This is a genomic window from Neorhizobium lilium (assembly GCF_004053875.1).
GTDB lineage: Bacteria > Pseudomonadota > Alphaproteobacteria > Rhizobiales > Rhizobiaceae > Neorhizobium > Neorhizobium lilii.
On sequence record NZ_SBIP01000003.1, the window covers coordinates 530,339 to 555,627 of the forward strand.

Annotated in this window: 15 protein-coding genes; 3 read left to right on the forward strand and 12 right to left on the reverse strand. The window is 60.4% G+C overall.

Annotated features, from left to right (window positions below; genetic code table 11):
• Positions 1 to 76: 76 nt before the first annotated feature.
• From EPK99_RS15115 to motA, 11 genes are all read right to left on the reverse strand, one after another.
• Positions 77 to 532, reverse strand: a complete 456-nt coding sequence (locus EPK99_RS15115; RefSeq protein ID WP_128443905.1) for a hypothetical protein — start codon at positions 530 to 532, stop codon at positions 77 to 79.
• 5 nt (positions 533 to 537) lie between these two features.
• The gene (flhB, locus tag EPK99_RS15120) at positions 538 to 1,620 is read right to left on the reverse strand and encodes a flagellar biosynthesis protein FlhB (protein WP_128443906.1); all 1,083 of its coding nucleotides are present in this window, start codon (positions 1,618 to 1,620) and stop codon (positions 538 to 540) included.
• Between the two features lie 218 nt (positions 1,621 to 1,838).
• Entirely contained in the window at positions 1,839 to 8,267 is a 6,429-nt protein-coding gene (locus tag EPK99_RS15125; protein WP_128443907.1) for a beta strand repeat-containing protein, read from the reverse strand.
• 353 nt (positions 8,268 to 8,620) lie between these two features.
• A complete protein-coding gene (locus EPK99_RS15130; RefSeq protein ID WP_245582431.1) occupies positions 8,621 to 9,829 on the reverse strand; it encodes a DUF6250 domain-containing protein in 1,209 nt (402 codons plus the stop codon).
• 128 nt (positions 9,830 to 9,957) lie between these two features.
• Positions 9,958 to 12,006: an O-linked N-acetylglucosamine transferase, SPINDLY family protein gene (locus EPK99_RS15135; RefSeq protein WP_128443909.1), complete on the reverse strand. Its 2,049-nt coding sequence runs from the start codon at positions 12,004 to 12,006 to the stop codon at positions 9,958 to 9,960.
• Positions 12,007 to 12,177: 171 nt separating this feature from the next.
• On the reverse strand, positions 12,178 to 15,609 hold the full coding sequence (locus EPK99_RS15140) for a beta strand repeat-containing protein (protein ID WP_128443910.1): 3,432 nt from the start codon (positions 15,607 to 15,609) through the stop codon (positions 12,178 to 12,180).
• Between the two features lie 642 nt (positions 15,610 to 16,251).
• Positions 16,252 to 17,382 carry a UDP-galactopyranose mutase gene (glf, locus tag EPK99_RS15145; RefSeq protein ID WP_128444242.1) on the reverse strand — a complete coding sequence of 377 codons (1,131 nt, stop codon included), beginning with the start codon at positions 17,380 to 17,382 and terminating at the stop codon, positions 16,252 to 16,254.
• A gap of 134 nt (positions 17,383 to 17,516) precedes the next feature.
• Entirely contained in the window at positions 17,517 to 18,557 is a 1,041-nt protein-coding gene (gene fliG / locus EPK99_RS15150) for a flagellar motor switch protein FliG (RefSeq protein WP_128443911.1), read from the reverse strand.
• 26 nt (positions 18,558 to 18,583) lie between these two features.
• The gene (gene fliN, locus EPK99_RS15155) at positions 18,584 to 19,171 is read right to left on the reverse strand and encodes a flagellar motor switch protein FliN (protein ID WP_128443912.1); all 588 of its coding nucleotides are present in this window, start codon (positions 19,169 to 19,171) and stop codon (positions 18,584 to 18,586) included.
• Between the two features lie 55 nt (positions 19,172 to 19,226).
• Complete coding sequence (locus EPK99_RS15160; RefSeq protein WP_128443913.1) at positions 19,227 to 20,171, reverse strand: FliM/FliN family flagellar motor switch protein; 945 nt, start codon at positions 20,169 to 20,171, stop codon at positions 19,227 to 19,229.
• 3 nt (positions 20,172 to 20,174) lie between these two features.
• Entirely contained in the window at positions 20,175 to 21,047 is an 873-nt protein-coding gene (motA, locus tag EPK99_RS15165; RefSeq protein ID WP_128443914.1) for a flagellar motor stator protein MotA, read from the reverse strand.
• A 202-nt stretch (positions 21,048 to 21,249) separates the two neighbouring features.
• Here motA and flgF point away from each other — a divergent pair, with 202 nt between their 5' ends.
• Genes flgF through EPK99_RS15180 form a run of 3 tightly spaced genes read left to right on the forward strand, consistent with a single transcriptional unit; the run spans position 21,250 to position 23,941 of the window.
• Positions 21,250 to 21,984 (forward strand): flagellar basal-body rod protein FlgF, encoded by a 735-nt coding sequence (gene flgF, locus EPK99_RS15170; RefSeq protein ID WP_128443915.1) that lies wholly within the window; start codon positions 21,250 to 21,252, stop codon positions 21,982 to 21,984.
• A gap of 20 nt (positions 21,985 to 22,004) precedes the next feature.
• Positions 22,005 to 23,393, forward strand: coding sequence for a flagellar protein export ATPase FliI (gene fliI / locus EPK99_RS15175; protein WP_128443916.1), 1,389 nt, complete (start codon positions 22,005 to 22,007; stop codon positions 23,391 to 23,393).
• A complete protein-coding gene (locus EPK99_RS15180) occupies positions 23,390 to 23,941 on the forward strand; it encodes a flagellar protein (protein ID WP_245582432.1) in 552 nt (183 codons plus the stop codon). Before fliI ends, EPK99_RS15180 begins: the two co-directional genes overlap by 4 nt.
• A 205-nt stretch (positions 23,942 to 24,146) precedes the next feature.
• Here the strand turns inward: EPK99_RS15180 and EPK99_RS15185 are convergent, their stop codons facing one another.
• Positions 24,147 to 25,115: a flagellin N-terminal helical domain-containing protein gene (locus EPK99_RS15185; RefSeq protein ID WP_164901782.1), complete on the reverse strand. Its 969-nt coding sequence runs from the start codon at positions 25,113 to 25,115 to the stop codon at positions 24,147 to 24,149.
• Between the last annotated feature and the right edge of the window lie 174 nt (positions 25,116 to 25,289).

Sequence of the window (25,289 nt, forward strand, 5' to 3'; positions counted from 1 at the left end):
GATGCGCCGGAATTTTCAGATCCTACCAGACGGCAGTTAAGGGAATCTTTACGCCTCGCTCGGCGTGCGTCTGGCATCAGTTTGCAGTCGCAGCGATACGGCTCATGCCGGAGCTCGACGGCACGAAGGTCGCCTCGCGCAGACTCTTTTCAAGAAAATCGGTGTTCTCGTCGGGACTGGCCGAGGGCGTCATGAAAGTGATGTAGTTGATTTCGATTCGGGCCTTCTCGGCCTCAAGGGTAAGCTGCGCGTGGATCGTCACGCCGCGCGGCTTGATTTCCAGGTCGAGCGTCACCGACGGATAGGTATTCCAGTCGAGGCTGTAATCGCCCCCGATCCCGAACTTGACCGTTCCGGGATGGAAATACAGTTCGGCCGCCGACGATACCAGGTCGGAGATATTTCCGTGGTATTCGAGCCGCAACAGCGAAATCAGATCCGCCGGATCGATCAGACGCAGTTCCGAGGCGAGCGGTCCGATGGCCTGTGCGAGGATTGATTCGCGTCTGGCAGAGTAAGAGCATTTTTTCATTAGAGTCAGCGCATCCGTTTGTTCTGGCGGCGTGCTGCATAGATTCTATGAATCAGCTCAGCGACCGCTTTGTAGAAAACCGATGGGATGACGCTATCCACTGAGACTTGCGCAAACATGGAACGAGCAAGCGGCGGGTCCTCAAAAATGGGAATGCCGTTTTCTTGCGCGATCTCGCGTATCCTCAGCGCAACGAGATCCTGGCCCTTGGCAACGACGATCGGCGCCTCCGATTCGGATGCGACATAGCGCAGTGCGATCGCATAGTGGGTCGGGTTGGTGATCACCAATGTAGCGCGGGGAACGCTGCTGATCATGCGGCGGCGGGCGCGGTCGCGGGCGATGGAGCGCTGGCGGGCCTTGACCACCGGATCCCCCTGCGACTGCTTCATCTCGTCCTTGACCTCTTGCTTGGTCATTTTGAGGTTCGAGAACCACTGATGGCGAGTCCAGAAAATGTCTGCCGCCGCGACCAGGAAAGCGCAGGAAAGTACGACGATCACCATCTTCTTGATGATTCGCATCAGGATGGGAAAGATCGTCTGGGGATCGGAAAAGAGCGAATCGAGCAGTTTGAAATACTCGCTGCGCAGGGTGAGATACATGAGTATCCCGGCGGCCACGACCTTGATGAGAGACTTGCCGAACTGCACGAGCCCATTGAGGGAGAACAGGCGCTTGAAGCCGCTTGCCGGCGAGATCCGGTTCCACTGCGGTCTGATTCGCTCGAGGACGAAGGACGGCATGTGCTGCCCGACCGAGCCGATCATGCCGAAGGACATGAAGAGCACAGCGGCCGGCAACATGAAGTATGCAGATTGAAGCAGGAGGTAACCGCAGACGGAAACGAGATCCGAGCTGGTCTCGATTCGCCATTGTTCGGGATGTTCCAGTAGGTTCTTCAGTACCTCCGCCAGATGAGCGGAGTTCTTGGGCATAAAGAAGACCAGGTACATGTAGAAGGCCAGAGTCGACATGAAGATCGCGACTTCCGGAGAAATGGCGACATTGCCCTTGGTAACGGCATCCTGGAGCTTTTTACCAGTAGGGTCTTCTGTTTTGCTATCCTTATCCTGATCGTCGGACAAGAGCCAACTCCTGCTATGCCTGGCTGGGCGGGAGACTGAGTCTAGCAGAGCTTAAGAGGGATAACAGCTGCGCTACGCGCACGGACACAAGCTATTCCGGTTTTCTCACAGATGCTTCAGCCAAAAGCCGCAGCCCCCGCTTTCGCTGAACCGGAGGCATATCCTTCCAAGCGCTATTGCCGCGTCCCCACACGGGGCAGGCCGCGGCAGTGGGTCGGTTATCCCAGATAGGCCGAGATCACTGCGGCAATCTGGCTGGAGTCGAGCGATCCCATCTGCGAATCGATCAGGGTGGCCAGTTGGTCGCTCGACAAATGGGAGATGTCGTCCGTCGAAAGGCCTCTGATGCCGGTCGCGCTGAAGGATGCTATGTCCTTGGTCGAGAAGGTCGCGAGATCTTCCTGGTCGAGTGCCGCCACCTGTGCCGCGGTCATGGCGCCGACCTGGCCCGGCGTCAGCGCTTCCGCTTGTGCGGTCGAAAGGGCGGCGATCACCTGTGTCGTCAGCCCGGGAATTGCTCCGGTACTCAGTGCAACAATGTCATCGGTCGAAAACGTCGCGATGTCGTCGGCGTCGAAGGCGGCGACCTGAACCGCGTTCAAGGCCGCAATCTGATCGCGCGAGAGCGCATCGACCTGCTCTGTGCTGAGAGCGCCGATCTGGTTGTAGCTGAGGCCGGCCACCTGCGCGGTCGTGAGCGCTGCGATCTCTGCGGTCGAGAAGGACTGGACGACGCTCAGGGGAAGTCCGCGAATGGCTGTCGGGCTCAGCAAGGCCAGTTCCGCAGGCGTGAACGTATCGAGATCTTCCGCGCTGAGGCCGGCCAGGCCGTTGGCGCTGAGCGCGCCGATCTGCGTGGTTGACAGCGCGTCTATCTGCTCGGCACTGAGCGCATCGACTTGGGCGCTGCTGAGGCCGGCGACGCTGTGCGTGCTGAGCGCACCGATCTGATCGATCGACAGGGCCGCGATGAAGCCGGTGGAAAGCCCCTTGATCGCCGAGGAACTGATGGCGGCGAGGTCCCCGGTCGAAAAGGTTTCAAGATCCGCAGCCGACAGGCCCGCAACCGCATTGGAGCTCAAGGCGCCGATTTGCGCGGTGGAAAGGGTCTCCACCTGTTCCACGCTTAGTGCCGCGACCTGGGTATCGCTAAGACCGGCAATACCGTCCGTGCTGAGCGCGGCGACCTGGTGGGCCGAGAGTGCCGCCAGATCGTCCGTCCCGAGTGCGGCAACCTGTTTGGACGTAAAGGCGCCGACCTGGCCGGTCGACAGGTTTACGATCTGGTCGTGGGTCAGTGCGTCGATTTGCGCGGTGGAGAAGCCGGCCAGTCCCGCCGGGCTCAGCGCGCCGATCTGGTCCGGCGTCAGCGTCGAGATGATGGTCGTGGACAAACCGGCAATCCCACCGGCGCTGATCGCCGCAATTTGCTGAGTCGACCAGGCATCCATAGCGTCCGCACCCAGAACCGCGATCTGTTTCGACCCAAGGGCTGCGATCTGGCTGGGCTTCAGTGCCTCCACCTGGTCCGTATTCAGTACCGATATCTGGGCGGTGGTGAGGCCGGCAATGCCGCCGGTGCCAAGGGCTGCGATCTGGTCTGCAGAAAAGGCAGCGAGCGTGGCCGTGGCCAGACCCGGCGCTGCGCTGGAACTGATCGCGGCGATGTCTGCCGTGGAAAATGCCTCCAGATCGTCATGCCCAAGGGCGCCGATTTGACCGGAGTTCAGCACCGTGACCTGCAAGGCGGTGAAGGCTTCGACTTGCTGGACGGTCAGGGCTGCAACCTGTGTTGTCGAAAGGCCCGCAATTGCTGCCGTCCCGAGTGCCGCAATATGATTGGGCGAAAGAGCGGCGATATCGTCGGTTCCAAGGACTGCAACCTGTTTGGAGGTCAGCGCAGACACCTGCAGCGTCGTCAGCGCGTCGATTTGATAAGAACTCAGAACGGCGATCTGGTCGGTCGTCATTCCGGCGATCCCGGCGGTGCCGAGGGAGGCGACCTGCTCGCCGGAAAAAGCGGCGATCGTCGCCGTGGACAGTCCCGGCATGGCGCTCGAACTGATGGCTGCAATATCCTTCGTGGAGAAGGTCGCGATATCCGCGGCATCAAGTACAGAAATTTGCGCGGACGTCAGGGCCGACACCTGAATGGAGGTCAGAGCTTCAACCTGCTCCGTCGTCAGCACCGCCATCTGCCCGGTGGAAAGACCGGCGATGCCGGCAGTTCCCAGAGCGTCGATCTGGCCGGGCAGGAGGGCGGCAATACCGTTGGTGCCGAGCGCAGAGACCTGCTTCGAGGTGAGGGCGGACAATTGGAGCGAGGTCAGCGCTTCGAGTTGGACCGCGCTCAGCACGCCGATCTGGGTCGATGTCATGCCGGCAATACCGGCACTGCTGAGGGCCGAAATCTGATCCGCCGAGAATGCCGTCAGCATTGCAGTGGAAAGCCCGCCAATGGCGGTCGAGCTGATCGCGGCGATATCCGCATCAGAGAATGTAGCGAGATCGTCTGCCCCGAGAGCGCCGATCTGCGCAGAGCTCATCACAGCGACCTGAGCGGATGTGAGGGCGGCGGCCTGCTCCGTGCTCAGGACGGCGATCTGTCCCGTGGAAAGGCCGGCGATGCCGCTCGTGCTCAGGGCTGCGATCTGGCCCGCCGACAAGGCCGCCACGTCGTCCGTCGTAACGGCGGCAAGCTGCCTGGAGGAAATGACGCCAAGCTGGGCCGTCGTCAGGGCGCCGATCTGGCTGCTGTCGAGCGCGTGGATCTGCTTGGTGGAGAGCCCGGTCATTGCAGTCGTGCTCAAGGCTGCGATCTGCTCCTTGGACAAGGCGGCGATGACATCGGTCGTCAGACCGCTGATGGTGTCCGAGCCGATGGCAGCGATATCGGCTGTGGAGAAGACCTTAATATCGTTGGGGTCGAGCACAGTGACTTGCTTGGTACTGAGAACGGCGATCTGCCGGCTGCTCAGCGCGGCGACCTGTCCGGAATTCAGGACGTTGATCTGCTTGGTCGTCAGCCCGGTGATCCCGGCAGTGCTCAAGGCGTCGATCTGATCGACGGAGAGCGCCGCCATGGCCCCTGTGGAGAGGCCGGCGATCGCATCCGATGTGATGGCCGCAATATCGGCCGTGGAGAAGGCGGCGATATCTTCCACGTCCAGCACGGCCACTTGCTTGGAGCTGAGAGCCGCGACCTGGGAAGGCGTGAGCGCCTCGATTTGCGCCGTTGCCAGGACGGCAATCTGTCCGGTGGAAAGACCTGCTACCGCGCCTGCGCTTAAGGCCGCAATCTGCTTGGTGGAAAATGCCGTGACATCACCGGCGCCCAGCGCCGAGATCTGGGAAGAGCTTAGAACTGCAACCTGCTTGATCGAGAGTGCCGCCACCTGATCGGCGCTGAGAGCGTCTACCTGCTTGCTCGACAAACCTGTTATGGCGGCGGTGCTGAGGGCGGCGATGGCTTGCGTGGAAAGGCTTGCAATAACGGCGGTCGAAAGTCCCGCAACCGCGCTGGAACTGATGACCGACAGGTTGTTGGCGGAAAAGGCGGTAATGTTGTTGGAGATCAGGGCCACGATCTGGGTGGAGGTCAGTACCGACGCCTGTTTCGTGGTCAAGGAGGCGATCTGCCCCGAGCTTAGCACGCTGATCTGAGTGGTATTCAGCCCGAGGACACCCGCGCTGCCAAGCGCCGCGACCTGACCGCTGGAAAGCGCCAGGATGTCTGCCGTAGTCAGGGATGCAACCTGCGTGGAGTTCAGCGCCGCCATCTGTTTGGTCGAAAGGGCTGCGATCTGATCCGTGCTGAGGGCGCCGATCTGCATGGTCGTCAACCCGCCGATGCCGCCGGCGCTAAGCACTGCAATATCATTGGTGGGAAGCGTGGCGATGATATCGGTAGACAGGCCGGCGATTGCGTTCGAGCCGATCGCCGCCAGGTCCTTGGTGGAGAAGGTGGCGATATCATCCGCGCCGAGGGCACCGACTTGTGCCGAGTTAAGGGCGCCGACCTGGACGGAGGTCAAGGCTTCGACCTGCCCGGTGCTGAGGGCGGTAACTTGTTTCGTGGTAAGCCCGCCTACGGCCGAAGCGCTCAAGGCAGCAATCTGCGCAGTCGAAAGAGCTGCGATATCATCGTTGCTGAGCGCTGGAATCTGGATCGACTTGAGAGCTGCGATCTGCTTCCCCCCCAGAACCGCCACCTGATTTGTTGTAAGCCCTTCCAGCTGGTCGGAGGTCATGCTCCCGATGGTAGCAGGACTGATCGCCGCGATTTGCGCAGTCGATAGCGCTGCGATATCGCTGGAGCTGAGGGCGGCAATCTGGGCCGGCTTTAGTGCTGCGATCTGCGTCGGCTTCAATACCGCGATCTGCGTCGGATTCAGCGCTTCCACCTGGTCCGTCGTCAGGCCGGAAATGGCTCCGGAGCTGAGAACGGTGATCTGTGTCGTCGAGAGCCCCTCAACGATCGCATTCGAGAGCCCGGATATGGCGGCGGAGCTGATGGCTGCCAGATCCGCTGTCGAGAAGGTGTTGATATCGTCCGCGCCCAGCGCCGCCATCTGTAACGAACTGAGGGCTGCGATCTGTACCGAAGTCAGGCTCTCCACCTGGGTCGTGGAGAAAGTGTCCAACTGATCCGGGGTAAGGCTCTTGATGGCAGTTGTCGTCAGGGCAGCAATCTGCGTCCCCGAAAGTGCCGCGACATTTTCCGGGCTGAGGGCTACGACCTGCTTCGAGCCGAGCGCCCTGATTTGCGCTGTGGACAGGATCGCCACCTGCTCTTTGGAAAGAGCGGAAATCTGGTCAGTGGTGAGATTGACGATCACGCTTGTGCTGAGCGCTGCAATTTGGGCCGTGGAAAAGGCGCCGACCGTCTCGGGACTCAATCCGGAAATGCTCTTGTTGCTCAGCGTTGCGATTTCGGCCGTGGTGAATGTTGCGATAGCCTCCGGTGAAAGCGCCGAGAGCTGCCTTGACGTGAGTGCCGTGACTTGGGTCACGGAAAGTGCCTCGGCTTGGCCGGCCGATAGCGCAGCGAGCTGACCGGTGGTCAGCTTGGCTATGGCGGCAGCTCCAAGGGCGGCGATCTGCTGAGTGGAAAGCGCGCCGATTGCATCGCTGCTGAGGCCTGAAATAGCCAGGCTGCTGATGGCGGCAACATCCGCCGTGGAAAGTGAGGCAATGGCATCGGCGCTCAGAACCGCGACCTGCCTGGCGGCCAGGGCTTTGATCTGCAGGCTGGTGAGTGCTGCGACCTGATCGCCTGAGAAGGCGGCGATCTGCGTCGTCGTCATGCCTGCAATGGCGCTTGTATTGAAGGCGGCAATCTGCGCGGAAGAAAGCCCGGCGAGAGCGGCGGCGCTGAGGCCGGCTATACCCTTGTTGGTGACGGCTGCGATATCGGCTGTCGAGAAGGTATCGGCTAGGTCGGGGCTGAGCGCTGCCAGCTGGACCGAGGTCAGGACCTTGACCTGCGTCGAGGTCAGCGCTTCCACTTGCTCGGCAGAAAGCGAGGAGAGTTGGATATCGGTCAGGCCGGCGATAGCGCTCGAACTCAGGGCGGCGATCTGACTTGTCGAGAGGGCCGCGACATCGAGCGTGCTCATCGTCTTGATCTGAGCGGCTTTGAAGGCCGAAACCTGTGCCGTCGTTAGCCCAGCCATCTGATCGGGCGAAAGAGCGGCAGCTTGCACCGTGGTGAGGCTGGCGATTGCGCCTGTGCCCAAGGCCGCTATCTGCTCGGCCGAAAGGGCCGCGACGACATCCGCGCTGAGGCCGGGGATGGCTCTGCTGCCGATGGCGGCCATATCGCCGCTTGAAAATGTCGCTACATCCTCGGTTCCGAAGATCGCAAGCTGAACTGAAGTGAGCGCCGCAATTTGAGTGCTGGTCAGTGCTTCCATCTGGTCCGCGGACAGAGAGCCTATCTGATCCGTCGTGAGGCCGGAGATTGCCTTTGTGCTCAGGCTGGCGATCTGCTCGGGTGTGAGAGCTGCCAGATCCTCGGTGCCGATCGTCTTGGCCTGCGTCGCGCTGAGGACGCCGAGCTGGGAAGACGTGAGGGCCGTCACCTGATCGTGAGAAAGAGCTGCGATCTGGCTGGTGGAGAAATTGCCAAACGCGCTGGCGCTGAATGCGGAAACCTGATCCGGTGACAGCGAGGCGATCTGGTCGCTCGTCAATCCGGCGATAGCTCTGTTCGTAATTGCGGCAATATCTTCCGTAGAAAAGGTCGCAAGGTCTTCCGGATCCAGTGCGGCAAGCTGGCTGGCGCTCAGAGCCGCGATTTGAGAGGGCGTCAGGGCCTCAGCCTGATCCGTGTTCAGCGCATGGATCTGCGCCGTCGAAAGCGCGCCCACCTGTCTGCTGTCCAAGTGTTCCACGTCGTAATTGCTCAAGACGGCCAGCTGATCCAGCGTCAGGCCGATGATGGCGCTTTGCGAAATAGCGCTCAGCTGCAAGGTGGAGAGCGCATCGACGTCTTCCGTATCCAGTGCCGCCAGTTGAGCGGAGGAGAGCACGGCGATCTGCTTGGTCGACAGCGATGCAACATCCTCCTCACGCCAGGCCGCCACGGATGCCGTCGAAAGCGATCTGATCTGGTTGACGCTGAGGGAGCCTACCGTCGAGGTCATAGCCTAAGATCCTTGCTGTCTTGCGCTCATTAAAATGACTAAATGAACAGTGCCCCGGGGACGCGATCTTGGCGCATCGCCATCGGCAGCGGTCCGAGGGTCGCGCCCCGCGAGAATCGCGCGCTCACCCATCTTCCCGTTGTAAATCCATACAAGGGAGTGGCTTGTCCCAAGCTGGCCTTGGGAACATCTGCCGCCATCGGGCGGGTGGTCGCAGGAGAAGCATATGGGAAAGTAGCCGCCGAAGCGTCGGGCTTGGCGGTGATCCGCGCGCGGACGGAGCACTTGCCGACTGTTGAAGACAAGCGATAGGAAAAGGCGATGGGAGGCGGTTCTCCCATCGCTGAAGGTTCTCAGGCGGGGATTTTCGCGCGCATCAGCGCCTCGTAACCCTCGATCAACGGCTCGACGTCCAGACCTCGTTCCTGCGGCCCGAAGCTTAGGTGACTGACGACGAAATCCGAATAGATAGCCGTCGGGCGGTCGAGGAAAGTCGGGATCTCCACCGAAAGCGCGTGCTCGTCGTCCCGCGTCAGGCCGGACATGTGCAGAAGATCCTTGCCCAGCCAGGCGATGAAGTTGATCGACTGACGCTCCGTCCAGTCGATCACGGGTTGGGTCAGCGGCATATACTTGTTTTCCTTGGCGAGGAAGAAGTCGTGCAACTGCGCCGCTCGTTGCGGGCTCTGCCAAAGAGTGCCGCCGAAGCCGCCTGGCGGCCGCTCGAAGTCGCCCAGGGCGGACGGCAGCAAGCCGGCCACCTGCTGCCAATAAGCGCAGACGCCGTTGTTCACGACATTGGCGGATACGATGAAGTATTTCGGGTTGGCGCGCCGGAATTCGACGAAGTCGCTTAGCTTCTCGATGTCCATGTAGACGATGTCGTCGTCGCACTTCAGGAAGAGCGTGTCGGCGAATTCCGGGATGCGGCGGGAATAGTAGTCATAGGCCTGCCAGAAAGGCATGGGCTCCATCGGGTTGCCGATATAGCGTCGCACCGGAGCCGAGACATCGCATAGTTCCAGGTCGGCGCCCCAGCCGCCCCGGATCGAAACGGAGGCGCCGGCGCTGAGCTTGATCTCCGGCCACCGCCCGATCATGACATCGTTGACAAAGAGCGTCGGAGCGCCATCCACATCCAGGCTGAGGACGATCTGGTTGGCCACGCCGGCCGAAAGAACGCCCGGGGTCGAGCGGTTCCAGACCATTGTTTCTTCCGTGCGGTCGAAGACGGACAAGTCGGCCAGGTTCAGTTTGCGCAGCGCGGAATAGGTATTCTTCCAGCCTCCGATTGCGAATTCATAGCAGTGATCGCTCCCGTCGTTCGGCACGAGCGCGATATGCAGATCGTGCTCGATCTTGACGCTGGTCCTGAAGGGAGACCGGCGCGATACCTCGCCCTTCGTCTGGTAAGGCACCTTGTCGCGCATCAGGCGGACCGGGCCGAACTCGCGCGTGACCCAGTCATGGTCTTCCCGCGAGCGCGTGAAGTCCCAGATATGCCACTCGTCGATGATCCCGTCCTGCATGGCCCGGCGGATGTATCGCGTGAGGATTTCCATTCTTTTTTGCCGACCGGCAAATGTAACGAGGACGACGGGTTTCAATGCAGTCACCTTTGGCGAGGGTGGTAGGTCTCTACCCGCGGCCTGCCGCGGGCGCTTCAGGAATCAAGTCAAGCTTGGGCCGGTCAGGCCTTCGCCTCCGGCCACAGGCGGGTGTCGAAGGGGATGGCGGCATAGTCATGCGCCTGTGCAAGCTTCTTGAGGTAGCGCTTGCGATAGGCAGCGCTGTCCTCGAACTCGATGTTCTCCAGCACCAGTTCCGCGCCGATCTCGTAGTAGAGGTCGAGGTTGCGAAGATCGGGAACCGGCGTTTCGCCTCGCTCGCATTCGCCCTGCATGTCCCAGAAGATTTCCTCCAGGCGGCGCGCTAGGCCAGGCATGTCGCGCAGCACGCTGGTTTCGCGCTGCTCAGCCAGGGACCGGCGGATCGCAAGCAGGCTCTGGCGGTCACGGGCAAAGCCGATCGCCCGTTCGACATATTGCGCGGCGCTGGTGCAGGCCATCTCCGGAATGCCCGCCGCCGAGATGATGCTGCCGCAGAAGCGCGACGCAAAACCATTGCCGGGCATGGTCAGGATGGGCAGACCCATGGTGATGGCGTCCGCAGCAGTGGAATGAGCGCCATAGGGGAAGGTATCGAGGAAGAGATCGGCGACGGCAATGCGTGCGAGATGGTGCGCGTTCGGGGCCTTCGGCGCGAAAATGATCCGGTCCGGCGCAACACCCTGCTGTTCGGCGAGTTGGCGCAGACGCATATTGGCGTCTTCGTCCCCCGCCAGCAGCCATAGAACGCTCGCCGGTGTTGCCTTCAGGATCTCCATCCAGCGATTGAAGCAGTTGCCGGTTATCTTCTGCATGCCGTTGAAGCAAGCGTAGACGAAAGCATCCTCGGGAAGGCCGGCTGCCGTCCGGGTCGGCGTCTCGGCAATCACCCGCTTGCGGTCCAGCGGCTGGTTGCAGGCGATCCGGAAGAGTTTTTCCGTGTAATAGACTTCGTTCTGGGCAGGAACGATGTAATCGTCCGCAATCATATATTGGTGGAACGGGCTGCCCATCGTGCCGGGATAGCCGCAGAAGTTCACGATCACCGGCGCCGGGCGATAGGCGAAGATCTTGGTACGCGCATGCTTGGTATAGCCGTTGACATCGACCAGAATGTCGATCTCGTCCGAACTGATCAGCTTGGCCGCGTCGATATCGCTCATGGTGCGGATATCGCGCCAGCCATCGACTGCGGCCCTGATGCGGTCCTGCGTCACGTCGTTGGTGCGCGGCTCGCCACAGTAGTACGCAAAGATCTCGACGCTGCTCTTATCGTGGAGTTCGAGCACTTCACGAAGCGCAAAGCCCACGGCATGGTCACGCAGATCCGAAGAGACGTATCCGACGCGCAGCCGCTCAACCGTGCCGGTCTTCAGCTTCGGCGTCTTTCGGGGGAAACCGCTTAGGTCGAGGCGGGTGCCAACCAGCTGCTTGTTGTAGCGATATGCCTTGGCGAGCTGGAAGATCGGGTCGTCCGAATAGCAGGACAGGGTGAGGGGAGACATGGCGTCCAGCAGCTGCCGGGCCGTGACATGCGTGGAGGCAATCAGGACCGGCCATTTGCACTGCCGCTGGCGCAGCGCGCTCCAATGCTGGCCGGCTTCGGTCTTGGTCGGCTGTAGCTCTATCGCCTGCCAGAGAGCCGTCTCGGCCTCTTCCAGACGACCGGCTGCTTCGAGAACGCGGCCAATATGCTGCAGGCTCATCAGCCGGTTGCTGATCCGGTCCGGGGTCACGTCGCTGGTGACCCCTGCAAAGGTGCGCCACTGCTGAACCGCCTGATCGATCAGCCCGCAATCCTCGAGCGCGCGCCCGAGATTGATATAGGCAGGACCGAACCTTTCGTCGATCTTGCTGGCGGCCCGCAGCGCCTGAATGGCGCCGGCGAGATCGCCGAGCTGCCGTAACGTGACGGAATAATTGAAATAGGCCATATGCAGCAGGGGATTGGTATCATTGAACGCGATCCAGGTCTTATAAGCCTCCGCGGCCTGCGCCTGCTGTCCGCTGGAGGTCAGGGCCTCGGCTACCTGAAACAGATCGCTCAGCGATAGCTGCTGGTTCTTCGCCTTCTCAAGGATATTGTTGAAGGCCGAGGTCTGAGCGGATGCAGATGCGATGTTGGCGTTCATGAAGGTCCCGTTGCAAGGCAGCCGATGCTGGATCCGGCGATCTAAGGCGTCAGTAACTGATTACCGAAGCTAGCTTGCGTAGGGCTTGTTGTGTTTTGGGCGGGCGTAAAAGCGGAAATAGAAAAGGGCGGCGCGTTGATGAACGCGCCGCCCTTTGGTTTATTGATCGTCTCAGACCGATGCGTAGGCTGCGATAACCGCGGCTACCTGGTCGTTGCTCAGGGCGCCGATCTGTGCGGTCGTCATTGCGGCAATCTTGTCAGATGACAGAGCAAGGATGTCGTCCGTGGACAGACCCGGGAGAGCCTTGATGCTGATGGCCGCTATCTCGTCCGAAGAGAAGGACGCGATGTCGTCGGTCGAGAAGGCGTGGAGGGCTGCGGAGCTGAGAGCGCCGATCTGGACGCTTGTCAGAGCCTGGGCCTGGTCGGCCGTCAGAGCGTCGACCTGGGCCGTCGTCAGGGCTGCAACCTGAGTGGACTTCAGACCGGCGATCAGGTCGGTGCCAAGTACTGCAACATCGTCAGTCGACAGAGCAGCGATCTGAGAAGAGCTCAGAGCCTGGATCTGGGTAGACTGCAGCGCCATGGCCTGATCCGTGTTGAGCGCGGCGATCTGAGCGGTGCTCAGGGCAGCGATCTGGGTGGACTTCAGGGCGGCGATCTTGTCGGTGGTGAGCGAAGCAACGTCTCCAGTAGAAAGACCACCAAGGGCCTTGATGCTGATCGCGGCGACTTCGTCAGTCGAGAAGGTTGCGATGCCGTCCGTGGACAAAGCACCCAGGGACGCCGAGCTAAGGGCGCCGATCTGGACGCTCGTCAGGGCGCCGGCCTGATCCGTGGTCAGGGCTTCGACCTGAGCCGTGGTCAGAGCAGCCACCTGAGTGGACTTCAGAGCGACGATCTGGTCCGTTGTGAGAAGCGCCACACTGTCAGTGGTGAGTGCGCTGATCTGCTTCGAGCTCAGAGCGCCGAGCTGTCCGGACTGCAGGGCGGTAACCTGGTCGGTCGAGATGGCGGCGATCTGAGATGTCGTCAGGACGGCGACCTGCGAAGACTTCAGGGCGGCGATCTTGTCCGTGCTCAGCGAAGCCAGTTCAGCGGTCGAGAGACCAATGATTGCCTTGGTGCTGATGGCGGCAATTTCATCCGTGGAGAAGGTAGCAAGTTCGTCGGTCGAGAAGGTATTGAGTGCTGCAGCGCTGAGGGCGCTGATCTGATCGCTGGTCAGCGCTTGAGCCTGATCGCTGTTCAGGGCTTCGACCTGAGCGGTCGTCAGGGCAGTGAGCTGTGCCGACTTCAAACCAGCGATTTGGTCAGTGGTGAGCACTGCGACATTGTCGGTGGTGAGAGCGGCAACCTGCTTGGAGTTAAGAGCTCCGAGCTGACCGGACTGCAGTGCCATGACCTGGTCGGTCGAAAGCGAGGCAACCTGAGAGGTCGACAGGGCTGCGATCTGGGCGGACTTCAAGGCTGCGATCTTGTCGGTGGACAGAGCAGCAAGGTCGTCGGTGGAGAGACCGGAGAGGGCCTTGGTGCTGATGGCAGCGACTTCGTCAGTCGAGAAGGTTGCGATCTCGTCGGTCGAGAAGGCGTTGAGCGCTGCGGAGCTGAGAGCGCCGATCTGGACGCTTGTCAGAGCCTGGGCCTGGTCGGCCGTCAGAGCATCGACCTGTGCCGTGGTCAGAGCGGCAACCTGAGCGGACTTCAGGCCGGCGATCTGATCCGTCGTCAGCACGGCGACGTCGTCAGCGCTGAGCGCGCTGATCTGCTTGGAGCTGAGGGCTGCAAGCTGACCGGACTGAAGAGCGACCGCCTGATCGGTGCTGAGGGCAGCCAGCAGGCTGGTGCTGAGGGCAGCGATCTGCGAGGACTTCAGGGCGGCGATCTTGTCGGTGCTGAGAGCGGCAAGGTCTTCGGTCGCGAGACCTGCAAGAGCCTTGCTGCTGATCGCGGCGACTTCGTCCGTCGAGAAGGTTGCGATGTCGTCCGAGGACAGGGCACCCAGGGACGCCGAGCTAAGGGCGCCGATCTGTACGCTGGTCAGGGCGTCGGCCTGTTCCGAGGTCAGAGCATCAAGCTGGCCGGTCGTCAGGGCGGAGACCTGAGTGGACTTCAAGCCAGCAATCTGGTCGGTGGTGAGGACTGCAACACTGTCGGTGCTGATGGCAGCGATCTGCTTTGAGGACAGAGCGCCGAGCTGTCCGGACTGTAGCGCTATGACCTGATCGGTCGAGAGCGATGCGACCTGGGACGTCGTCAGAGCTGCGATCTGAGTGGATTTCAGGGCAGCGATCTTGTCGGTGCTCAGCGAAGCGAGGTCTCCGGTGGAAAGACCGGCGAGAGCCTTCACGCTGATGGCAGCAATTTCATCCGTGGAGAAGGTTGCCAGGTCATCGGTCGACAAGGCGTTGAGCGCTGCCGAGCTGAGAGCGCCGATCTGGAGGCTGGTCAGGGCTTGAGCCTGTTCCGAGGTCAGGGCTTCGACCTGAGCTGTCGTCAGGGCGGTGAGCTGTGTCGACTTCAGGCCAGCGATCTGGTCGGTGGTGAGGACTGCAACATTATCGGTGGTGAGAGCGGCAACCTGCTTGGAGTTAAGAGCTCCGAGCTGACCGGACTGCAGTGCCATGACCTGGTCGGTCGAAAGCGAGGCGACCTGAGAGGTCGACAGGGCTGCGATCTGGGCGGACTTCAAGGCTGCGATCTTGTCGGTGGACAGAGCAGCAAGGTCGCCGGTGGAGAGACCGGAGAGGGCCTTGGTGCTGATGGCAGCGACTTCGTCCGTCGTGAAGGTTGCGATCTCGTCCGTCGAGAAGGCGTTTAGCGCTGCGGAGCTGAGGGCGCCGATCTGGACGCTCGTCAGGGCTTCAGCCTGTTCCGAGGTTAGAGCTCCGACCTGTGCCGTGGTCAGAGCGGCAATCTGAGTGGACTTCAGGCCGGCGACCTGGTCTGTGGTCAGGACAGCAACGCTGTCAGTGCTGATGGCGGCGATCTGCTTGGAGCTGAGGGCTGCGATCTGACCGGACTGCAGGGCGGTTACCTGATCCGTCGAGAGCGCTGCAATCTGACCGGTGCTCAGAGCTGCAACCTGCGAAGACTTCAGAGCAGCGATTTTGTCGGAGCCCAGCGAAGCAACGCTTTCGGTGGAGAGACCTGCGAGAGCCTTGCTGCTGATCGCTGCGACTTCGTCCGTCGAGAAGGTTGCCAGGTCATCGGTCGACAGAGCGTGCAGGGCGGCAGAGCCCAGAGCAGCGATCTGTACGCTGGAAAGAGCTTCCACCTGACTGCTGTCAAGGGCGTCGATCTGGCTAGTGTACAGCGCGGTCACCTGCAGGGAGGAAAGGCCGGTGATCTGCGCTGTGGAAAGAACCGCGATCTGGTCGGCTGAAAGGCCAACGACTGCGGCGGCGGAGAGGTTGCCCAGCTGCGTGGAGCTGAGTGCGAGAATGTCATCGGTCTCCAGGGCCGCGACCTGCGCGGAGGAGAGTACCTTGAGCTGCGTGGAGCTCAATGCGGCGACGTCGGCCGTCGTCAACGAAGCGATGGTCGTCGCCGACATCGACTTTATCTGGTTGACGGTCAAAGAAGGAATAATGGAAGTCATCTAGTGCGCCCTCGGTGCTGGTTGATCACGTACGCGTTCCCCTGTCCGCGGATGCCCGGAGCTAACAATCTCCGAAGAACCTCGGGTGCGTGATGCACCCGCCAACAAACTGCCCACGCAGCCGGACGCACTCGGCGACACAACTCAGGCATTTTGTCAGTCAAGACATTTAGTGAGACATGGCTCGAACGAGCCTGCGCACGGGGAGGACATCATGCTTCCAGAGCTGGTAGTGGCTCTGACCCCCACGCCGATCAATGCGAATATGTAGTTGCCTGGCCCTGGCGGTGCAACCGAAGGATCAAACCAATTCGCGATACTCGGAATTTACCGGTTGACCATTTAATTTTGAGTTAATGCACTGTGACAGTTTCGTTTTCGGCCGCTTCAAGCAAGCAAGACGCTTGTACTGTGCCAGATCCGACAAGTGATCGATAAGAAGACCTACAATAAAGCTTATTTACAGCATGCCGTCCGGCAGCCGGCCAAAGATAAGATAAAACTTATTTGCTGATGGAGGGAGAATGGGAAGAATCATCACTAGCGGTCTCCCGAAAGCTGTGCTTACCTGTGCGTAAAGCGGAGGCACAAGATGTGCCTTACCCGCCCTGCAATCCGCGTTAGCCTGTGGCGGGTTCCCATTTACGGGTTGACGAAGAAGGAACCTAAGGGCTGCTGTGCTGCCAGCGAGCGGAGATAGGCATCCGCCGTATCCAGGCCTTCTCGGATCGTCACATCCATGTCGAGGTAGCGATAGGTTCCCAGGCGCCCGACAAAGGTGACCTTCTGCTCCTGTGAAGCCCGCTCCACGTAGCGCTGCAGCAGAGCCTTTTCGTCGGCCATGCGGATCGGGTAGTAAGGGATATCCCCTTCTTCGCAGGCACGCGAGAATTCCCGATAGCAGACACTCTTCTCATGCTTTTCCCAGGGAGAGAAATGCTTGTGTTCGGTGATGCGGGTATAGGGAACTTCGAGGTCGCCATAGTTCATGACGGCGCAGCCCTGATAGTCGCCATCGTAGTAGAAACGCTCGAAATCCAGCGTGCGATAGCCGAGCCGGCCAAGTTCGAAATCGAAATACCCGTCCAGAGGCCCGGAGTAGAAGATATGGTCGAAGGCTTCGCTTTCCGCCCGTGTGAAGCGGTGGCCGAGCCTTAGTTCGATCCGTTCGTGGTCGAGGATCTTCTCCACCATGCCGGTATAGCCGTTCTCGGGCATTCCTTGAAACCGATGGAAGAAGTAGTTGTCGTCATAGTTGAAGCGTACAGGCAGGCGCTTCAGGATGCTGGCGGGCAGTTCGGTGGGAGAACATCCCCACTGCTTGACAGTATATCCCTTGAAGAAGGCCTCGTAGAGGTCGCGTCCGACGAACTTCAGCGCCTGCTCTTCGAAGGTCTTGGGCTCTTCAATGGAGTTGTCGGCGATCGAAGTGATGAAATCGCGCGCCTCGTCGGGCCTCAGCGTCTTGTCGAAGAACTGGTTTATCGTGTGAAGGTTTACCGGGAGAAGAAAAACCCGGCCGCCGCTCGTGGTCTTGACCCGGTTCACGAAGGGCATGAATGTTTCGTACCGGTTGACGTAGGACCAGACTTCCTCATCATCCGTATGGAAAATATGCGGACCGTAGACATGGACCAGGACGCCTGTGTCCTTGTCACGCTCCGTATAGCAGTTGCCGGCAACATGGTTCCGTTCGTCGCAAACGACGATGGAATGGCCAGCTTCGGCCAGTTTTCTTCCAATCACGGCTCCGGACAGCCCGGCACCTACCATCAATATACGCTTGTGCAAGATTTGCTCTCCATCCCCGGTTTGAGGTCTGGCGCTTGGTCGGCGAAATCGGGCGAGAACCGCGCGATACTGCGGAGGCGCCGCCAAAAGTCCGGCGCCAACGTAAAGTCAGGCGATCAAGCAGCCTTGTCCGCGGCCGGCGCTTCCTTTTCCTTGAGTTCGATCTGGCCGGAATTGGCCAGCCGGATTGCCTCCTGCGAGACGGCCCGGCGCGCCACGGCGACTTCCCGTGGATTGATCGGTCCGCCGGCCGCGAGATCCGATTCGATCATGCGGCGCTGACGCGGACTCATGCAGGATAGCACACATTCCCGGACTTCGTTCGAGGAACCCTTGAGCGCCATTGTAAGGATGTCGGCGGCAATGTCGTTGAGCAGCATGACGCGGCTGCGCTGCGGCATGACCATGAGGTCCTCGAAGAGGAAGATCTTCGGGCGAACCTTCTGCGCTGCTTCCTGGCTGACCTGCTCCAGCGATTCGAGGAGCGAGTCGACCTGAGGCTTTTCGAGCTGGTTCATCAGGTCGGCGACCTTGACCGGGCCTGTGGAGTTCTTTTCCGATTCGATCTCTTCGACCAGCTGTGCGATCCGCTTTTCGATGATCTGCGCAGCCTGCGGGTTGACGTTCTTCAGGTTGACGGCGCGCTTCATGATATCCGCGCGCAGCGCCTCTGGCAGTTCCATCAGGATCTTGGCGCCGAAAGCGGACGGCAGCTGAGATAGGATATAGGCGATCGTCTGCGGATGTTCCTTGGCGAGATGCTTGCAGATGAAGGCGGGCTCGGCCTCCTGCAGGCGGTCCCAGTTCGAATCCTCGTATGCCTGGAAGGCTGTCCGGCGGCCGAGCAAGCCATCGACTTCTTCCGGCGTGAGACCCTCGTCCAAAATGCGTTCGATGGCCATGGCATTGTCCATGAGGCCGGTGCCCTCGGTGAAGAGGTCTTCGAATTCGTTGACGAGGGAAATCAGCTCATCGGGCGGGATGACCCGCAGCGTCTGCGCGGTCGCAACGATGTTTTGCAGTTCGGCTTGGGTAAAATACTTAAGGAGCTTCCCTGCCACGCCAGTTCCCATTGCAAGGAGAACGGCCGCCGCTTTCTCGGATTTCGAAAGCGGTGAAGAGGGCAGATTGTCACTGAAGCTATCAAAGTCCATCATGGGCTTTTCCTAAATTGCTAAAACATCTAGCCTTTTGAGGCTCCTGACAATTCAGTGACCTTGACGCCGAAACGGGTATCGTCGTCTTCCAGGAGGGTGATCTCGCCGCGGGCGATCAGGCGGCCGTTGACCGTGATGTCAACCGGTTCGCCAATCTTCTTGTCCAGCGTGACGGTGGTGCCTTCCTTGAGGTTCATGAGGCCTTTGACCGGCATCCGGCTGGACCCGAGAACGATCTGGACATCGATTGGGATGTCCATGATCAGTTCATGGTTGGCTTCCAGGCCGTAGTTTTCTTCGCTGTCGCCATGGGAAGAACCGGCGCCCATTGAAGGAGCAGCCGTATCCCCGAACGCCGAAGCACCGCCAAAGGGAGATGCGTCGTCGAATGGCGAGGCTTCGCCGAAGGACGTGCTGAGGTCGTCTGCACCGAAGTCGCCGCCGAAGCTCGGAGCTTCGGCAGAGAAGGCGTCTGCGTCCGAAGGAAGAAGGGTGCCTTCCTCGTCCGCCTTCAGCGCACCGCGCAGGTCGTCGATCGCGCTCTCGAGATCCAGACTGCTGGACGCGACCGGATCTTCAATGATGTCGTTTTTAACCGTCGGTTTTCTAGCCATAAGCCATTATCCACGTCGAAACTTATCTGAGGCTGCCGTTGCCGATCAGACAGGGTTAAATATTAAGAATTTGTTTGAGGGTATTTCCATCGGGGTTGGCATTGGATTTCACCTTCACCGAATAACTGTCGCCGGAACGGCCGAATTCGCAACGATACATGGTTCTGCCATTGGCATCCATGTCTACGCTGACCTCGCCGATGTCCTCGAAGGGGATCGTCACGCCCGGTCGCAGCCTGGCAATCGAACTTAGCTTGAGCGGCGTCAGCTTGATTCGCGCGCAGAGATCGACCTGCGAACGAAGCACGCGGTCGCTCAGCTGCTCGTCCTGGTTCGTGCGGCCGTCGCTCAGCTGCGGGGTCGGCCTGGTAATCGTCGTCTTCAGCAGCACGCTCTGCGGAATGAGGATGACGATTTCGCTTTCGAGCTCACCGAGATTGGCCTGAAGACGCACGGCTGCGACAAAATCGTCTTCGACATCGACCGCGTGCTGCGCGTAGTGCCCCGCGGGGAAGGGGTCGGAAACCACAGGCTCGTAATCGCCCGGAACCTTCAGTCCGCATCTGAGGACGCTGACGACCCTGGCCAGCAGCAAAGCGGCGACATCGTTCTCGATGGAGGACAGCGTTCGGCTCTCACCTTCGCCGGATTGAGGTGCGGGATCGCCCAGAAGCTGCGCGATCATGGCGATCGGCAGATTGTTCTTCACGCCGACGATGAAGTGGTGACACCAGTTGCGCAGGCTGACGCTGGAGAGCGTGTAGCCGGACCCGAGCCCCGCAACGATCGTCGAATTCAGGCCGGATTGGTGATCCAGATATTCCAGGTCGAGATCGACCTGCATCTCTTCGCGGAGCATGTCGCCGAGCAACAGACATTCGAGGCTTGCGACGTCGGTGCAGCAACGCGCCACGGTCTTTGCGTCGCCCAGATGGCCCGTCAGGCGGGCCAGGACGACCCGGTCTATTGGCGGATGTGCTTTGGTCGGTTGCTTTGCCATGAATTAAGCCGCCTTGCTTTCGCCGCCGGGGTTCATCATTTCCTGCTCCACCGCATCGATCGACGGACGATCGCCGTTGCCGATGGTCTTGCGGCCGTACTCCAGCGCAACCTGCGGCACGGAGCCGTTCATGTAGGCGATCAGGGTCTGCTTCACGATCGTGTAGAGGCGATGCTGCTTGGTGCGGACGATCTTGATCTGCGAGGTGAGCGGGTTGCAGATACAGTAGGACAGCACGATGCCCAGCATGGTGCCGACGAGCGCCGCGCCGATCAGGCCGCCGAGAACTTCAGGCGATTCGTTGATCTTGCCCATGGCCTTGATGACGCCGAGCACGGCCGCCACGATGCCGATCGCCGGGAAGGAATCGCCCATGGCCGTAATGGCGTGATAAGGCTTGAGCTTATCGGACAGCATCGTCTCCAGCTCTTCGTCCATCAACGCTTCGATTTCGTGGGATCTTGCGTTGCCGATAATGATGAGACGGACATAGTCACAGATGAAAACGGTCAGATGCTTGTTCTTCAGAACCGTCGGGGCGTTCTGGAAGATCGAGGATTCGTCCGGATTGTCGATATGCGCTTCGATCTCGTTGCGCGGCTTGGTGCGCAGGTCGCGCATCAAGGCGTAGAGCACGCCCAGGATGTCGAGATATTCGCGATCCTTGGGAACCGCGAACTTGAAGGCCTCGCCGACTGCCTTGCCCGAGTCCTTAACCACCTTCATCGGATTGGCCATGATGAAGCCGCCGAGCCCGGCGCCCCCGATGATCATGAGCTCGAACGGTTGGACCAATACGTTCAGGTGACCGCCCATGGCCATGAAGCCGCCGAGCACACAGCCTATCGTAATCACGAAACCCAGAATTATTGTCATATTTATCCATGTCCGACGTCACTTCAGCCGTCCGGAGAAATACGGGGGCTGCCTTGCGTGAAGCTGGCTTGCGCCTCCCATGAAAGCGCCGGATCCCGTCATCAGCCTCACGCAAGCAATCTTTGGTTGGATCGCGCATGGCCGGTTCAGGCCGCTCGATGCTTCCTCGATGGGAGGAGGCTTCTTCCTAGGAGATCCATCAATGCAATCGGGTATTTATGTTGGTATATCCGCGCAGATGGCGCTTGAACGCCGGCTGAACACTATCGCTGACAACATGGCCAACATGAACACGGTCGGGTTTCGTGCGACGGAAGTCAAATTCGACCAACTGGTGTCGAACATCGACAACAATATCTCGGCCTCGGTTTCCTTCGTTTCTCAAGGCAACGACTATCTATCGACGCGTGCGGGCGAAATGCAGCAGACGGGCAATCCCCTCGATTTCGCCGTCAAAGGCGATGCCTGGCTTGCTCTGGATACGCCGTCGGGCCAAGTGCTGACCCGCGACGGGCGCTTTACCATGGCGGAAACGGGCGAGCTCCTGTCCATTCGCGGTTACCCTGTGCTGGACGCTGGTGGTGGACCGATCCAACTGGACCGCACCGCTGGCCCGCCTTCGGTCGGCGTCGACGGGCGTATCTTCCAGAACGGCAAGGCTGTGGCTTCCATCGGGCTCTTCCAGGCAGACCTGTCGAAGGGCTTCCTGCGGTATGACAACAGCGGCGTCCTGCCATCGGGCGGCGCGCAGCCGGTGGTGGACAATAAGGATGTCGGCATCCTCCAGGGCTATATCGAGCAGTCGAACGTCAACGGCATCGGCGAGATGACGCAGCTCATTTCGGTCAACCGCAATTTCGAAAGCATCTCGTCCCTGATGAGCTCCACGGAGAACACTTTCACGGATGCCATCAAGACCTTGGGCGGCAGCCAGTAGAGCCGGGGCCGGGGTAGGACATGACCGTGAACCCAGGTATTCGGAGCCCTCTCGACAAGCTGAACCATCTGGCAGCCATTGTCGCGCGTCAGGCGGATCCCGATTTTTGCGTCACTGCGGGGGGCGTGGTTACTGCGATTTCCGCCACGCATTACGCGGTCAGCGGGCTTTCCAGACATGTCCGGCTCGGCGATTTCGTCGAGCATTGCAGTAAGGCCGGCACCCATCTGGGCCAGGTGATCAAGGTCGAATCGGGCCAGGTCCTGGTTTGCGCGATCGAGCCGGGCGAACCGATCAGCATCCGCGACAGCGTTCTGCGGATCGGCGAGTTCAAGGTGTCTCCTCACGATGACTGGTGCGGCAGGGCGATCGACGCCTTGTGCCGGCCCATCGATGGAAAAGGCCCGCTGGTACAGGGGGGCAAGGGTCGGTCGATCGTCAGCACGGCGCCGGCATCCATGTCTCGCCGTCGTGTCGACAAGGGTTTCCGGACGGGCGTCAAGGCGATCGATATCTTCACGCCGCTCTGTTATGGCCAGCGCCTCGGCATTTTCGCGGGCTCAGGCGTCGGCAAGTCAACGCTTCTGTCCATGCTGGCAAGCGCCGATGCCTTCGACCGGGTCGTCATCGCGCTTGTCGGCGAACGCGGCCGCGAAGTCCGCGAGTTCATCGAAGACACGCTCGGTGAAAACATGCGCAAGTCCATTGCCGTGGTCGCCACGAGTGACGAGAGCCCCATGCTGCGCAAGATGGCGCCGCTCGTTGCCATGACGATCGCCGAACATTTTCGCGACCAGGGCGAGAACGTGCTGTTCATCGCCGACAGCGTGACGCGTTTTGCCCATGCCGTGCGCGAAGTCGCCATCGCCAGCGGTGAGCTGCCAATTTCTCGCGGCTATCCGGCTTCAGTCTTCACCGAACTCCCGAAATTGCTGGAGCGGGCGGGCCCAGGTCTTGAGGGAAGCGGCACGATCACCGCCATCATCTCTGTTCTGGTGGACGGCGACAACCACAACGACCCCGTCTCGGATTCGACGCGTGGCATTCTCGACGGCCATATCGTCCTGGAACGCAGCCTGGCCGACGAAGGGCGATACCCGCCCATCAATCCGCTGGCGTCCATCTCGCGACTGGCCCGCAAGGCGTGGACGCCGGACCAGGAGCGTCTCGTCATGCGGTTGAAGACGCTCATGCACCGCTACGAAGAGACGCGGGATCTTCGCCTCATCGGTGGCTACCGCCCTGGGACCGATGCCGATCTCGATATGGCGGTCAAGCAGGTGCCCGCGATCTATGAAACCCTGAAGCAGACCCCCGCCGACAAGTCCGTCGCCGATGCCTATGCCGAACTGGCAATTGCATTGCGCAACGTGGCCGCGGGTGGGGGTCCAATGGCTGCAAAACGATGAAAACTCACCAAAGCCAGAAGACATCTGTCCGGCGCACGAAGACGAGGCCTTTCCAGAAGGAAAGCAGCCGGGGCGAACTGACCATGAAGGGCGGAGCGGCGGTTCTTGCGATCGCTGCTGCGCTATTTCCCTGGTACGTCTTTCTGAACCAGGAAAAGTTCGGCGTCAGCATCGATGGCTGGGAGCAACTTCGCGATGCGCGCAGCTTCCGCCATCGGGATGTCGTTGAAGTTCCAGCCATGGCGATGACCCGCGCGCCGGCCGATACGCCGGACCAGTCCGACATGCTCGTGACGGCAACCGTGCCGAAGGCCGGCGACGATCAGAAGGGCGAGATCGGAACGCAGCAGCCCTTTCCGGGGCGGTCCGGCTTCCGGCTCCTCCACGTCGCCAATGGCCGTGCCATGATTGAGGACGGCAACGGCATGTATATCGTGCAGACGGGCTCCATCCTGCCGGACAACAGCCGCCTTGCGGCCCTCACTCAGAAGAACGGCAAGTGGGTCATCATCACCTCGTCCGGCGAGACCTACGAAAGCGAAAAGTAAGCGGCTGGAAACGTTGTGGGGCAAGCGGGATACAAGATCTAAGGCGTGTCGCGATCTTTCAGATTCGCTTCCCACGCCTTAAGTCTCTGCTTTACCGCATGTGGTTGACGCAACACCGATACACAGTTTTACGCGACATGCTGTAGCCTGCTCCCGGTCTCCAAGCCCTGTTGCCATGTGATTTCGAGCAGGAGCCTTGCCTATATCACCTGAACAGGGTGGACAGGCTCTGCAGATGCGTGTTGGCCATTCCCAGGATCTGCGACGATAATTGCTGCTGCGCCTGATAGGCTGACAGCTTCGTCGATTCCTCTTCCATATCCGCGTCGATGAGATGCGAAACGCTCTTGTCGAACACGTCCGACAGGCCGGAAATGAAGCTGCCCTGTGCGTCGATGCGGTTGGACATGGTGCCCAGGGTTGAACCCATTGTTGTGAGGCGGGTCCGGATCACGTTCATGACGCTAACCATGTCGTCGATATCGGCCGGGGTCGTGCTGTCCGTCAGGGCGATAGGTGAACCGGTGGCTGGGGCCGTGGATCCGGCATCGATGAGGTAGTAGTTTCTCGGAGGGGTCGAGGAGGTATCGCCCGAAAGCGTGCTGGCGTCGATATCGCCGGTGAGCAGGCCACGGCTCGCATCGGCCGTGTCGATCAGCGTCGAGGCGGAGGCGTCGAAAGAGGCATAGGAGAGGGAGACTGCGCCAGCCACGTTTCTCTGAAAGTAGACGGGCACGGATTTCTGGCCGGCGGGAGCATCCGACGTATTGTAGAGCCAGTTGTCACTGCCGAAGGAGGCCGAACGGATCAGGGAGGTAAGACTCGACTTCAGGTCGCTCAGGGTTCCGTTAACGGTGGCCTTATTGACACCGTCTTCCTTGGCCGTCGCCAACTGGCTGATGATCTGGTTGACGACGTCGATCGAGGACGAGACGGCGGAATAAGCGGCGTCGACTTTCGACGTGCCGAGGCTCAGCGCATCACTGACGCTGCTGAGGATATTTTTGTCCGAAGTCATGGAGTTGGCGACCGACCAGTAGCTCGCATTGTCGGCCGGAGAATTGATCTTGTAGCCGCTGGAGGTCGCCTTCTGCGTCTTCTCCAGCGAATCATTCACGAACAACAGGGTCTGAAGCGCGCTCTGGATATAGCTGGTGGTGATGGCGTCGGACATCGGCATGATCCTTGAATAGTAAGGGAATTTTGCCAAACATCTGGCGGCGTCGGGCGGCTTCATGCCCACCTGCTGCACCGAGCGGGCGCTCCGTACTGGAAGCAATCTCAGCGCTTATGGTTAACAGAAGATGAAGGCGGCCTCAACTCCCTGGCCGGAACCTGTATGTGGATC